Source organism: Cystobacter fuscus, from assembly GCF_002305875.1.
Lineage (GTDB): Bacteria > Myxococcota > Myxococcia > Myxococcales > Myxococcaceae > Cystobacter > Cystobacter fuscus_A.
Window position 1 is genome coordinate 7530516 of the sequence record NZ_CP022098.1, and the last position, 13924, is coordinate 7544439.

Below are 13924 nucleotides of genomic sequence, written 5' to 3' on the forward strand. Positions count from 1 at the left end.
TGGGGGTGAGGGCTGGTGCAAAGTGGCCGAGGAGGGCCGCTGAAGGGGGCCGGCCGAGTCGTGCGCCCGGCCAGTGGAGAGGCAGCGCACCCGGATACACGCCTGACCAAGTGGCCCTCCCAGGAGGGCGCGGCAGAAGCCCTCGGCGTTTTGGCTGCTGCGCCTCAACACAGGTGCGTGGATTCAATCCTGGCGCCACTGAGGATGGGCCAGCACCCGGGCCTCAGCCTCCAGCGTCAGCGGCTGCCCGTGGGGAGCGCGCGAGGACGAGCGGCGCCAGCGCTCCAGCCAGCGCTCGCCCAGGGGTGAGCCCAACGCGGCCCGGCACGTGGCCGCCACCGTGGTCTCCCCCTTCGTCCCCGTGGACACCCCCGCCCCCACGTAGAAGCCCGCCAGCAGCAGCGTCACCCGCGTGGGCGTCGCCGCGCTGTACGTCATCAGCAACGCCCCCTCCCCGTCCTCCCGGCACCCCGCCCTCACCCGCGCCAGCACCTCCTCCGTCCACATCTCCGGGTTGCTCGCCGGGGAGAACGGGTCGAAGAACACCAGGTCCGCCCGGGGCACCCCCTCCATCCGCCCCCGCGCATCCCCCAGGTGCAGGCGCCAGCGCAGCCCCGCCTCCTCCCAGGCCCCGTCGCGCATGAGCGCCTCGGCCGCGTCCCGGAACGGTTGCAGGAAGGGAAAGCCCGCCGCGTCCGCCAGCGCCAGCCGCAGCGGCGCCAGGTCCACCTCGAAGCTCACCACCTCCAGCCCCCGCCGGCGCTCGGCGCCCAGCTCCCGCGCGCACGTGAGCGCCGCCACCGCGTTGGTCGCCGCCCCCAGCCCCACGTCGTGGATGACGAGCGGCTCGCCCGGGGTGCGCAGGCGCTCGGCCAGGCGCGGCTGCTCCACGTAGAGCCGTTGCGCCTCCTCCCACGGGCCCGTCGCCGGGTGCATCACTTCCCCGTGCCCCAGGTGGCGCACCGCGCGAGCCCCATTGCGCAGCGTCACCAGCTCGAAGTCCCCGTCCCTCGGATTCTGGCTCTCCACTCAGCCCACTTCCTTGAGCGTCACCGCGTTGGCGCCCGCTTCCAACTGCGCGTCCTTCAGGTCCTTGGGCGTCGCCACCGCCTGCTTCAGCTCGCGGTACGCCTGCGCGTAGGAGCCCCGGAGGATGGCGTCGCGCATCTTCCAGGTGAGCATCTGGTAGTGGTGCACGTTGTGCACCGAGAGCATGCGCGAGCCCGTGTGGTGCTTGCCGCTCATCAGGTGCTGCAGGTAGCCACGGCTGTAGCGCTTGCAGACGTAGCAGTCACACGTCGCGTCGAGCGGCTCGTCGGACAGGCGGAACGCCTGGCGGGTGATGCGCACCAGCCCCTGGAAGGTATAGGCGTAGCCCTGCTGCGCCATCTTCGTGGGGATGATGCAGTCGAACATGTCCACGCCCCGCAGCACGGCCTCGAGCAGGTCCGTGGGCGTGCCCACCCCCATGAGGTAGCGGGGCTTGTCCTGGGGGAGCTGGGCGGCGGCGCGTGCCGTCATCGTCTTGCGCTCCTCGTTCGTCTCGCCCACCGCGAGCCCGCCGATGGCGAAGCCGTCGAAGGGGTGCTGGGTGAGGAAGCCCGCGCTCTCGTCGCGCAGGTGCGGGTGCACGCCGCCCTGGACGATGGCGAAGAGCGCCTGGCCCGTGTCCACCTGGTTCTTCGCCGCCAGGCTGCGCAGCGCCCAGCGGTGGGTACGCTCCATCGCCTCGCGCGTGCCCGCCTCCTCCGTGCGCGAGTCGATGCACACGTCCAACACCATCATGACTTCCGAGTTGATCGCCTGCTGCATGGCGATGCTCGACTCGGGGCTGAGGAGCTGACGGCTGTTGTCGTGGAAGCTGCGGAAGTGGGCGCCCTTCTCGGTGATCAGCCGATCCTCGGGCAGGGAGAAGATCTGGAACCCGCCCGAGTCGGTGAGCACCGCCCCGTCCCACTGCATGAAGGGATGGATGCCATTGAAGCGGCGGAACACGTCGATGCCCGGCTTGAGCATCAGGTGGTACGTGTTGGACAGCAGGATCTTCGAGCCGGTGGCCTTGATCTCCTCCATGCCCAGGTGGCGGAAGGAGGCGTGGGTGGCCACGGGCATGAAGACCGGCGTGGGGATGGAGCCCCGCCGGGTGTGCAGCACCCCTGCACGGGCCCCCGTGGGGTCGGTGGTGACGAGTTCGAAGCGGACGGCCATGTGCGTCCCCTTATACCCGTGGCCGTGTCCGGACACGTCTCCTGTCCGCCCGCTCCCCCTCCCTTCAGACCACCAGGCCCTCGTTTTCCTCACCCCGCAGGGCTATTGCGAATTACCGCTTTCTGAATCATATTCACCCTCATGAGTCCGCGCTCAGCAACGCGAAGCAAGCCTCAGCCCCTCCGGGAGCGGATGAAGGAGGAGGCCCGGGTGGCCATCCTCGAGGCGGCGGAGCAGGTGATCGCCGAGCAGGGCCCGTCCGCCACGCGGATGGAGGACATCGCCACGCGGGTGGGGGTGTCGGTCGGTACGCTCTACAACTACTTCGAGGACCGGCAGCGCTTGCTCCAGGCGCTGCTCGACGCGCAGGCACAACAGTTGATGGCGGTGCTGGACGCGGAGCTGGAGCGCAGCCGGGGCGAGCCCTACCGCGCGCGCTTGCATGGCCTGCTGCGCTCCATCCTGGAGCACGCCCAGAAGCACTTCCGCTTCCTCTCCCTGCTGTTGGAGGAGAGAGCGCTGCGCGTGGCCGCCTCGAGCGAGGAGTTGGATCGCCATCAGCGGCTCGTGAACGCACTGACCGAGCGGCTCGGCTCGCTCAACCCCGAGGGCCTCGCCCAGGGGGTGCTGCGGCCCGAGGACGCGTCCCATTACCCCACCCTGCTGCTGGGCATGCTGCAGAGCACCCTGATGCGGCAATTCCTCGATCGACAGCCCACGCCCGTCGACGAGCAGATCGCCCTGCTGCTGCGCTGCTTCCTGGACGGCGCCAGCCCGCGCTCCGAGTGAGCGTCCATCGTCTTCCCACGAACAACCCCCCCACCACTCCATCCCAGAGGAGAGCCACACATGGATCTGCTGAGCCGCTTCGACTTCCTCAACCCCGAGGTGATGCGCAACCCCTACCCCTACTTCGCCGAGATGCGCGAGAAGGCGCCCCTGCACTACGACGCGAAGCTCCAGGCCCACGTCCTCACCCGCTACGAGGACGTGTCGTACATCCTGAAGAACCCCGCCCTGTTCTCCTCGGCGGATGTCCGCGTCGCCGGCAAGCACCAGAAGGAGCGCAGCCAGGAGTCCGGGCTCGAGGGGGTGGACAGCCTGCTCACCACGGATCCGCCCGTGCACACGCGCCTGCGCGGTAAGGTCAGCCGCTCCTTCACCCCCAAGCAGATCTCCGCGATGGAGCCGCGCGTGCGCGAGCTGTCGCGCGAGCTCGTCGCGGAGATGACGGCCAGCAACGAGTTCGAGTTCATGAGCGGCCTGGCCTCGCCCCTGCCCGTCACCATCATCGCGGAGATGCTGGGCGTGGACACCTCGCGCCGCCGCGACTTCAAGCGCTGGAGCGACGCGATCGCCAACTCCGGCAACGCCAGCTTCACCGGCAAGACGCCCGAGGACGTGGTGCGCAACGCCAAGGAGATGCTCGCGTACATGACGGAGGTGGCCGAGGCGCGCCGCCGCGAGCCTCGGGGCGATCTCATCTCCCTGCTCGTGCAGGAGAACGAGGGCCAGGAAGCCCTGACGCCCCCGGAGGTCAACTCCTTTGCCATCCTGCTGCTGCTGGCCGGCAACGAGACCACCACCAACCTGCTGGGCAACGCCCTCACCGCCCTCATCCGCCACCCCGAGGCGTACGAGTGGCTGCGGCGCGACCCCACGCAGGCCGCCTGCGCCGCCGTGGCCGAGGAGACGCTGCGCTACGACTCGCCCGTGATCACGGTCGTGCGCCGCACCACCCAGGAGGTGGAGCTGAGCGGCGGCAAGGTGCCCGCGAACACCACGCTGTTCGCCGTGGTGTCGGCCGCCAACCGCGATCCGCGCAAGTTCCCCGACCCGGATCGCTTCGATCCGCGGCGGGACACCACGGGCCTGATGTCCTTCGGCCACGGCATCCACTTCTGCCTGGGCGCTCCGCTCGCGCGCCTGGAGGCCCCCGTGGCCCTGCAGGAGTTGATGGCGCGTGCCCCCCGCCTGGGCTTCTCGCCGCGCCAGCCCGAGCACATCGACTACGGCGCCACGTTCGCCCTGCGCGGCCCCCGCGTGCTCTGGCTCCAGAAGAACTGAGCGCGTCTCCAAGCCAGGGAGCGTGGGGGCGAAGAAGCGTGGGCGCGCACCTCCGCGCCCACCGCTCGCTTCCTGGCCTGCCCCCGCGTCCCATGAACTTCCGCCGTCTCCCCCGCCGTTTTCCCCACTGAGGAGAGCCACTCATGGACCTGCTGAGCCGCTTCGACTTCTTCAACCCCGAAGTGATGCGCAACCCCTACCCCTACTTCGCGGAGATGCGCGAGAAGGCGCCCATCTACTACGACGCGAAGCTCCAGGCCCACGTGCTCAGCCGCTACGAGGACGTGTCGTTCGTGCTCAAGAATCACGCCCTGTTCTCCTCCACGAAGATCCGCGTCGCCGGCAAGCGCCAGGAGGAGCGCGCCTCCGTGGAGGAGCTGGGCTCGGTGTCCAACCTCGTCACCACGGATCCACCCGTGCATACGCGGATGCGGGGCCTCGTCAGCCGCGCCTTCACCCCCAAGCAGATCTCCGCCCTGGAGCCGCGCGTGCGCGAGCTGTCCCGGACGCTCATCGCGGAGATGACGGCCAGCCCGGAGTTCGACTTCATGGAGGGGCTGGCCTCGCCCCTGCCCGTCACCATCATCGCGGAGATGCTGGGCGTGGACACCTCGCGCCGCCACGACTTCAAGCGCTGGAGCGACATCCTCATCCACTCCAGCCGCGCCGCCCTCCAGTCGGGCAAGGTGTCCGAGCAGGTCGAGCGCAGTGCCCGGGAGATGCTCACGTACATGAAGGAGGTGGCCGAGGCGCGCCGCCGCGAGCCCCGGGGCGATCTCATCTCCCTGCTCGTCCAGGAAACCGATGGCGTGGCGGCCCTGACCCCCCCGGAGGTCAACTCCTTCACCGTCCTGCTGCTCATCGCGGGCAACGAGACCACCACCAACCTGCTGGGCAACGCCCTCAACGCCCTCATCCGCCACCCCGAGGCGTACGAGTGGTTGCGGCGCGATCCCTCCCCCGCCGCCTGCGCCGCCGTGGCCGAGGAGACGCTGCGCTACGACTCGCCCGTGATCGGGCTCGTCCGACGCACCACGCAGGAGGTGGAGGTGAGCGGGGGCAAGCTGCCCGAGGACAGCACGGTGATGGTGTTGCTGGCCTCCGCCAACCATGATCCGCACAAGTTCCCCGATCCGGAGCGCTTCGACCCGCGGCGGGACACCAATGGCCTGATGTCCTTCGGCCACGGCATCCACTTCTGCCTCGGCGCGCCGCTCACCCGCTTGGAGGCCCCCGTGGCGCTGCGGGAGTTGATGGAGCGCGCACCCCGCCTGGGCTTCGCCCCGCGTCAACCCGAGGCCCTCGACTACGGCGGCTCGTTGTTCCTGCGCGGTCCCCGCTCGCTCTGGCTCCAGAAGAACTGAGCGCCACCCGGCCTGCCCTCCAGCCTCCCCCTGAACGTCCGCCGTTCCCCGTCGTTTTCCTCTCCGAGGAGAGCCATACATGGATCTGCTGAGCCGCTTCGACTTCTTCAACCCCGAGGTGATGCGCAACCCCTACCCCTACTTCGCCGAGATGCGCGAGAAGGCGCCCCTCTTCTACGACGCGAAGCTCCAGTCCACCCTCGTCAGCCGCTACGAGGACGTGTCCTACATCCTGAAGAACCCCGCCCTGTTCTCCTCGGCGCAGATCCGCATCGCCGGCAAGCTCCAGACGGAGCGCAACCAGGATGCCGGGCTCGAGGGGGTGGACAGCCTGCTCACCACGGATCCACCCGTGCACACGCGCCTGCGCGGCCGGGTCAACCGCGCCTTCACCCCCAAGCAGATCTCCGCCCTGGAGCCGCGCGTGCGCGAGCTGTCCCAGGAGTGCATCTCGGAGATGACGGCCCACAACGAGTTCGAGTTCATGAGCGGCCTGGCCTCGCCCCTGCCCGTCACCATCATCGCGGAGATGCTGGGCGTGGACACCTCGCGCCGCCGCGACTTCAAGCGCTGGAGCGATGCGCTCGTCAACTCCAGCAACGCCAGCATCACCGGCAAGACGCCCGAGGAGGTGATACGCAGCGCCAAGGAGATGCTCGCGTACATGACGGAGGTGGCCGAGGCACGCCGCCGCGAGCCTCGGGGCGATCTCATCTCCCTGCTCGTGCAGGAGAGCGAAGGCCAGGAAGCCCTGACGCCCGCGGAGGTCAACTCCTTCGCCATCCTGCTGCTGCTCGCGGGCAACGAGACCACCACCAACCTCCTGGGTAATGCCCTCACCACGCTCATCCGCCACCCCGAGGCGTACGAGTGGCTGCGGCGCGACCCCTCCCCCGCGGCCTGCGCCGCCGTGATCGAGGAGACGCTGCGCTACGACTCGCCCGTGTTGACGCTCAGCCGCCGCACCACCCAGGAGGTGGAGTTGAGCGGCGGCAAGGTGCCCGCGGACACCACGCTCATGGTGCTGGTGTCGTCCGCCAACCATGATCCGCGCAAGTTCCCCGACCCGGATCGCTTCGATCCGCGGCGGGACACGGCGGGCCTGATGTCCTTCGGCCACGGCATCCACTTCTGCCTGGGCGCGCCGCTCGCCCGCGTGGAGGCCCCGGTGGCTCTGCAGGAGCTGATGGCCCGCACGCCTCGGCTGGGCTTTTCACCGCGCCAGCCCGAGAATATCGACTACGGGGCCTCGTTCTTCCTGCACGGCCCCCGCTCGCTCTGGCTCCAGAAGAACTGAGTCCGGGCGGGCCGTCGTGCCCCTCGCCGTCTCTTCCTGGAGCGTCCCATGAGTCTGCTCGATGGCTTCGACTTCCTCGATCCGAAGTTCAAGCAGCACCCCTACCCCTATTTCGCCGAGATGCGCGACAAGGCTCCGCTGTTCTGGAGCGAGCGCCTCAAATCGTGGATTCTCAGCCGCCATGAGGACGTGGCGTTCGCCCTGAAGAACGCCGCCCTGTTCTCCTCCTCCGATGTCCAGATCGGTGGCCGCAAGCGGGGCTTCTTCCAGGTCGAGTCGGTGGCCGAGCTGCTCACCTCGGACCCTCCGGTGCATACGCGGATGCGAGGCCTCGTCAGCCGCGCCTTCACCCCCAAGCAGATCTCCGCGATGGAGCCGCGCGTGCGCGAGCTGTCGCGCTCGCTCATCGCGGAGATGACGGCCAGCCCGGAGTTCGACTTCATGGAGGGGCTGGCCTCGCCCCTGCCCGTCACCATCATCGCGGAGATGCTCGGCATCGACACCGTGCGCCGCCGCGACTTCAAGCGATGGAGCGACACGATCATCTCCGGCCTGTCCGCCAGCCTGCGCACGGGCCAGGAGCCGGAGGAGGTCGGCCTCTGCCGTCAGGAGATGCTCACCCACATGACCGAGGTGGCCGAGCAGCGCCGCCGCGAACCCCGGGGCGATCTCATCTCCCTGCTCGTGCAGGAGACGGACGGCGTGCCCGCGCTGAGCCCCCAGGAGGTGAATGCCTTCACCGTGCTGCTGCTCATCGCCGGCAACGAGACCACCACCAACCTGCTGGGCAACACCCTCCACACCCTCATCCGCCACCCCGAGGAGTACGAGTGGCTGCGGCGCGATCCCTCCCCCGCCGCCTGCTCGGCCGTGTGCGAGGAGACCCTGCGCTTCGACTCGCCGGTGATGGCCATCTCGCGCCGGACCACCCAGGAGGTGGTGGTGAGTGGAGGGCGGATCCCCGCGGACGCGACGGTGACGCTCCTGCTCGGCTCGGCCAACCATGATCCGCGCAAGTTCCCCGACCCGGAGCGCTTCGATCCACGGCGGGACACGGCGGGCCTGATGTCCTTCGGCCACGGCATCCACTTCTGCCTGGGCGCGCCGCTCACCCGCGTGGAGGCCCCGGTGGCCCTGCAGGAGCTGATGGCCCGCACGCCCCGGCTGGGCTTCTCGCCGCGCCAGCCCGAGCACCTCGAGTACGGGCCCTCGTTCGCCCTGCGAGGCCCCCGCTCGCTCTGGCTCCAGAAGAACTGACGCCCCCGAGGCGCCACCGGGCGGGCATCCAGGGGCCTGGAGCCCGGGGTGGTATCAGGTGAGACTTCCCCGGAGGGCATGAAAGGGCCCTCCCGGGGGTTGTAGACCTTTGTCCGCCGCCCCTACCGGCGACTCAATGCGTCACCTGTCTTCCGGACGCCTTCCCCTTCCGCTAGAAAGCGCCCCCCATGTTCTCCATCACCAACGTCTCCAAGGCCTACGGGCCCAAGAAGCTCTTCGAGGACGTCAACGTCGCGTTCTCGCCCGGACGCCGCTACGGCCTCACCGGCCCCAACGGGGCGGGGAAGTCCACCTTCATGAAGATCCTCGCCGGAGACGAGGAAGCCGACATGGGGACCATCTCCCGGCCCAAGAAGCTGGGAATCCTCCGCCAGGATCAGTTCCGCTACGAGGACAACCGCGTCCTGGACGTCGTCATCATGGGCAACAAGGCCCTGTGGGACACGATGAAGGAGAAGGACGCCATCCTCGCCAAGTCCGACATCACCGAGGAGGATGGCAACCGGCTGGGTGAGCTGGAGATGGTGATCGCCGAGGAGGACGGCTACAGCGCCGAGTCCGAGGCGGCCTCGCTGCTCGAGGGTCTGGGCATCCCCACCGAGAGCCACGAGGGGCCGATGAAGCAGCTCACGGGCGGCCTGAAGCTGCGCGTGCTGCTCGCCCAGGCGCTCTTCGGCAAGCCCCAGGGTCTCCTACTCGACGAGCCCACGAACAACCTGGACATCGACTCCATCCGCTGGCTGGAGTCGTTCCTCACGGCGTTCGAGGGCGTGCTCGTCACCATCAGCCACGACCGGCACTTCCTCAACTCCATCTGCACGCACATCGCGGACATCGATTACGAGACCATCATCCAGTACACGGGTGGTTACGACGACATGGTGCGGCAGAAGTCCCAGGTGCGCAGCCGCATCGAGTCCGAGGTGGACGAGAAGAAGAAGAAGATCGCCCAGTTGCAGGACTTCGTGGCCCGCTTCCACGCCGGCACGCGCGCCTCCCAGGTGCAGAGCCGCATCAAGCAGATCGACAAGCTGAAGACGGAGGACCTCAAGCGCTCGAACATCGCGCGGCCCTTCATCCGCTTCGAGCAGGCCGAGCCGAGCGGCAAGCAGACGCTCTCCGTGGAGGGGCTCGCCAAGTCGTTCGACAGCCAGCCCGTCATCAAGCCCTTCAGCCCGCTCATCGTGAAGGGCGAGAAGATCTGCGTCATCGGCCGCAACGGCGTGGGCAAGTCCACGCTGGTGAAGATGCTCGCCGGGCAGCTCGAGCCGGACGCGGGCAAGCTCATCTGGGGCCACCAGGCGAGCGTGGGCTACCTGCCGCAGGATCACCACGGCACCATCCGCAAGGGCACCACCGCCTTCGGCTGGCTGCGCGACGTGAAGGTGAAGCTCACCAACGAGGAGATCTCCGGCGTCATGGGCCGCATGCTCTTCTCCGGCGAGGAGCGCATGAAGCCCACGGACACGCTGTCCGGAGGCGAGACGGTGCGCCTGCTGCTGTGCAAGCTGATGCTGGATCAGGACAACGTGCTCATCCTCGACGAGCCCACCAACCACCTGGACCTGGAGTCCATCAGCGCGCTGTCCGAGGGCCTGCAGAAGTTCGAGGGCACGGTCATCGTCGTGACGCACGACCAGGAGCTGGTGTCCGAGGTGGCCACCCGCATCTGGAGCCTGGAAGGCGCGGGCAAGCCCATCCTCGACTTCAACGGCACCTGGGCGGAGTACACGGCGAAGCACCCCGTGCACACCGCGCGCCGCTAGCGACTCGTCAGCGCTCGTAGCGGCGCATCAGGAACAGCCCCATGCCGAAGCCCGTGGCCCAGGTGAGCGCCGCCCTCAGCGGCGACATGCGCGGAGGCACGGGCGGCGGGGGCGGAGGCTGCTGAAGGAGCATGGCGATCTCCTCCTGTTCCGCCCGGCGCAGCTCGCCCTTGGTGACATTGGGGCCCGGCTCGTCCAGTCGCTTGGCGCCGGGAGCCTTGCCCTCGGGCGACTTGTGCTCGATGAGCGCGTTGATCTCCGCGCCCAGGAGGATGACCTGGGAGGAGATCCACATCCACATGAGCAGCACGATGACGCCACCGAGCGCGCCATAGCTCACGTCATAGCTGCTGAAGTTGCGCACGTAGACGGAGAAGCCGAAGGACGCGAGCAGCCAGAGCACGACGCCCACCACCGAGCCGGGGGTGATGAACTTGAAGTCCTGCTCCACGTCCGGCAGCACGTAGTAGATGATCGCCCACACCAGCATCATCACCAGGCCGGCGAAGGGCAGGCGCAGCCACATCACCAGGGTGCCGAGCGGCTCGCCCAGCCAGTGCGCCACCGCGGGCGTGGCCACCATGGCCGCCGAGGCGAGGATGGAGAGCAGTGCGCCGCACAGCGTCACCAGGATGGCGATGCCGCGCGTCTTCCAGAAGGGCCGGCTCTCCTTCACGTCGTAGACGGTGTTGAGCGCGTCCATCAGCGCCACCACGCCACCCGAGGCGGCCCACACCGCGCCGAGGCCACCCACCGTCAAGAGCCCCACGCTGTTGCTCGACGCCAGATCATTGATCCGCTGGCCCAGGATCTCCGTCACGGCCGCGGGGGCCACCTTGCCCAGTTCCTGGATGAGCAGCTGGGCCTGGGCGGGATCGATGATGAAGCCCGCCAGGGCCACGAGGAACAGGAGGAAGGGAAAGATGGCGAGCAGGGCGGCGAACGTCACCGCGCCCGCCACGTTGCTGACGTTGTCGTTGAGGTACTCGTTCTTCAGCTCGGTGAAGAACTCCTTCCAGCTCATCCCCTTGCCAGGCCAGACCATCGTGCGTCCTCCCGTGAACTTCGCAGAAGGATGCGCACTCCACGAAGCGCACCCAGCCCTGATCCTTCGAACCGTCATGCTCGCCTGTCTGCCCAGGAAGCATGAACCTCGAGGCGAGCGACTGGACGATGCATGTCCCGCTCGCACGCTTCGGATCCGACATACCGTGGATGAATGGTATAGAGCCCCCCATGAACAAGCATCCGCGTTCCCAGGGCAACAACGTGCTCCCTGAACTCGCCGTCGTCCATGCCCAGGCTTCCGGAGAAGTGCCGCATGCCCCTCTGGGTGTTGACTCCACGGCCGAGTTCGCCGAGCGCGTGGGAGCGCAGTTCATCCTCGTCGAGGAACTGAAGCAGAAGGGCGCCCAATACCAGGAGCTCGCATCCGCCGAGCAACTGCTCATCGAGATGATGCACGACCTGCGTCGGCGTGCGCCCAAGGGTCGCCCCTCCTTCCAGGAGGTACCTCTCGAGCTCGGAGTCCACGCGGACATCATTGGCAAGCTGCTGCGCGACCCGGGCACCCACCGGATGCATCGTCTGGCGCGCCCCTTCCAGATCGAACTCCTCCGACCCCAGCAGGAGTTCAACACGCGCTTGTTCGCCGTGCTTCAGGATGCCCACAACCAGCTCGCCGTTTCCCGCTACGGCAACGTCGCGATGTGGATCCGCCAGACGCTGGAGCCCCTCGCCGAGCCGGGCGCATGGCAGCCCCAATCCCACCGTTTGGGCCTGGCGGCCTGGGCCGTGCGGATGGCCAAGCGGTCGGGGCTGGAGCTGCTCCGAAGCAACCTGGAGCCAATCTTCGCCCGGATGCGCCAGTGGAACCTGCAGGTCATCGACATCCTCTGCGCGGCCCACGAAGGCCCACTGATCACACGCGCGCAAGCGGAGCAGATGATGGCGCGACTGGCGCAGGTGGCCGATCCCCTCCCTCCAGGCCTGACGCTGCCCGAGCCGCTACACGCGGCGCTCCTGCTCCAACGGGAATTCACGCGGCACACCCACCATGCGCTGGAGCGTGAGCTCGCGCTCGCCCCGGCGCTGAGCGCCGAGGAGTACCGCCAGTGGTGCGCTACCCGCGAACCGCTGCGAATCTCCGAGGCCACGCGCCAGGCGCGCCTGCTGGCCCGCCCCCCGACCTTCTCCGTGGTGGTCGGTGCCAGCCCGGTGGAGGACGCCAGGCACTGGCGCGAGTGCGTGGCCTCGGTGCTGGCACAGACCCACGATGCGTGGGAGCTGTGCGTGGCGGGTCCGGAGTCCCTGTTGACCGAGCTGCGTCGGCAGCTCCCCGTGGAGCAGGCACGCGACTCCCGGGTGCGCTTCCTGCCCAGCGCCCCCCGCACGGGCATGGCCGGAGCCCTCAACACGGCCCTCTCGGCCTCCCGAGGACAGGCCGTGGCGTTCCTCGATGCCGCGGATCGGCTCGCGCCCCACGCCCTGACGGAGCTGGCGCTTTCCATGCGCGACAACCCGACGACCCAGCTGTTCTACACGGACGAGGATCGGCTCGACGACATGGGCCAGCGACACCGGCCCTTCTTCAAGCCCGGGTGGAGCTGCGACATGCATCGCGAGAGCAACTACGCCTCGCGGCTGCTGGTGGCGCGCAGGGAACTCTGTGAAGAGCTGGATGGCGTGCGTGACGGTGTCGAGGGGGCCGAGTTGTTGGACTTCATCCTGCGCGCAGCCGAGAAGCAGGTCCCCATCACCCACGTGTCCGAGGTCCTCTACCACCGACGGGAGCGACCGCGGGCCTTCCAGGTGGTGAGCGCCGGAGCCCATGCGGCGCTCTCCCAGCACCTGTCGCGCTGCGGTGAGGACGCCGAGGTGTGGACGACACCCGGCGACATGCTGCGCGTACGACACCGGGTGCAGGGCACCCCACGCGTCTCCGTCATCGTCCCCTTCAAGGACAAGCCGGAGCTGCTCGCGCAGTTGTGGAACAGCTTCCGCGAAAAGACGGCGCGCTGGGACAACTGGCAGCTCATCCTCGTCTCCAACAACTCGGCGAACCCGCGCACGTTCCAGTTCCTGGACACGCTGGAGGATCCCCGCATCCTCAAGCTCACCTGGAACCATCCCTTCAACTACTCCGCCATCAACAACTTCGCCGCCCGCCACGCGGATGGCGAGCTGCTGCTCTTCCTCAACAACGACATCGAGATGGTGGACGAGGGGTGGATGGAGGAGCTCATCGCCCAGGCCCAGCGGCCAGACGTGGGCCTGGTGGGGCCACTGCTGCTCTTCCCCAACGGGCTGGTGCAGCACGCGGGCGTGGTGCTCGGCCCGAGCGGCTTCGCCGCGCACCCCTTCTGGCGCTACCGCCCCGACGAGCAGTGGACGGCCTTCGGGCGCATCGATCACACGCGGGACTACCTGGCCGTCACCAGCGCGTGCGTCATGGTGCGCCGGGAGGTCTTCGAGGCGGTGGGCGGCTATGACGAGCGCTTCCGGGTGTCCGGCAGCGACGTGGAGCTGGGGCTGCGCATCATCAAGCGGGGACTGCGGTGCGTCTACACGCCCCACACCCGGCTGATCCACCACGAGTCGGCCACGCGCCGACTCGATGCCATCCCGGACCGGGATGCCTGGTTGTCCTACGCGGCCTTTCGTCCCTGGGCCCGGCAGGGAGACCCCTTCTACAATCCCCACCTCACCCTGAGCGCGATGAACTGCGGCCTGCGCACCGACGAGCGCACCGTGGATGCCCTGGCGGTGCAGATGCTCGCCTGGGAGCTACCCGCGACGCTGGGCATGGTGGGACCCGGCTAGCCCGCTTCAGCCAGGCCGTCGAGGCGCTCCCCCCGGAGGGAATCGTCCACCCTCTCGTTGATCACGATTCACCAACCTGCCCGAAGGGGGATGGGCAACCGAGGCGCCCCCTCCTTGAGGGG

10 protein-coding genes are annotated in these 13924 nt (G+C 68.6%); 7 read left to right on the forward strand and 3 right to left on the reverse strand.

The window, feature by feature from the left end:
- Window positions 1-183 precede the first annotated feature (183 nt).
- Together CYFUS_RS53125 and tgt are read right to left on the reverse strand one after the other, a co-directional pair.
- Window positions 184-1029 carry an MnmC family methyltransferase gene (locus CYFUS_RS53125; protein ID WP_095988398.1) on the reverse strand — a complete coding sequence of 282 codons (846 nt, stop codon included), beginning with the start codon at window positions 1027-1029 and terminating at the stop codon, window positions 184-186.
- Window positions 1030-2208 carry a tRNA guanosine(34) transglycosylase Tgt gene (gene tgt, locus CYFUS_RS53130; RefSeq protein WP_095988399.1) on the reverse strand — a complete coding sequence of 393 codons (1179 nt, stop codon included), beginning with the start codon at window positions 2206-2208 and terminating at the stop codon, window positions 1030-1032.
- Window positions 2209-2400: 192 nt separating this feature from the next.
- Here tgt and CYFUS_RS30335 point away from each other — a divergent pair, with 192 nt between their 5' ends.
- From CYFUS_RS30335 to CYFUS_RS30360, 6 genes are all read left to right on the forward strand, one after another.
- A complete protein-coding gene (locus CYFUS_RS30335) occupies window positions 2401-2997 on the forward strand; it encodes a TetR/AcrR family transcriptional regulator (RefSeq protein ID WP_157758761.1) in 597 nt (198 codons plus the stop codon).
- 60 nt (window positions 2998-3057) lie between these two features.
- Window positions 3058-4275, forward strand: a complete 1218-nt coding sequence (locus tag CYFUS_RS30340; RefSeq protein ID WP_095988401.1) for a cytochrome P450 — start codon at window positions 3058-3060, stop codon at window positions 4273-4275.
- Between the two features lie 143 nt (window positions 4276-4418).
- Window positions 4419-5639 (forward strand): cytochrome P450, encoded by a 1221-nt coding sequence (locus tag CYFUS_RS30345; RefSeq protein ID WP_095988402.1) that lies wholly within the window; start codon window positions 4419-4421, stop codon window positions 5637-5639.
- 79 nt (window positions 5640-5718) lie between these two features.
- Entirely contained in the window at window positions 5719-6936 is a 1218-nt protein-coding gene (locus CYFUS_RS30350; RefSeq protein ID WP_095988403.1) for a cytochrome P450, read from the forward strand.
- Between the two features lie 48 nt (window positions 6937-6984).
- Complete coding sequence (locus CYFUS_RS30355; protein WP_095988404.1) at window positions 6985-8193, forward strand: cytochrome P450; 1209 nt, start codon at window positions 6985-6987, stop codon at window positions 8191-8193.
- Between the two features lie 188 nt (window positions 8194-8381).
- Window positions 8382-9980, forward strand: a complete 1599-nt coding sequence (locus tag CYFUS_RS30360) for an ABC-F family ATP-binding cassette domain-containing protein (protein ID WP_095988405.1) — start codon at window positions 8382-8384, stop codon at window positions 9978-9980.
- A 7-nt stretch (window positions 9981-9987) separates the two neighbouring features.
- On the opposite strand, the gene CYFUS_RS30365 is transcribed toward CYFUS_RS30360, so the two are convergent.
- Window positions 9988-11025 (reverse strand): YihY/virulence factor BrkB family protein, encoded by a 1038-nt coding sequence (locus tag CYFUS_RS30365; RefSeq protein ID WP_095988406.1) that lies wholly within the window; start codon window positions 11023-11025, stop codon window positions 9988-9990.
- A 191-nt stretch (window positions 11026-11216) separates the two neighbouring features.
- Here CYFUS_RS30365 and CYFUS_RS30370 point away from each other — a divergent pair, with 191 nt between their 5' ends.
- Entirely contained in the window at window positions 11217-13802 is a 2586-nt protein-coding gene (locus CYFUS_RS30370; protein ID WP_198316179.1) for a glycosyltransferase family 2 protein, read from the forward strand.
- Window positions 13803-13924 lie beyond the last annotated feature (122 nt).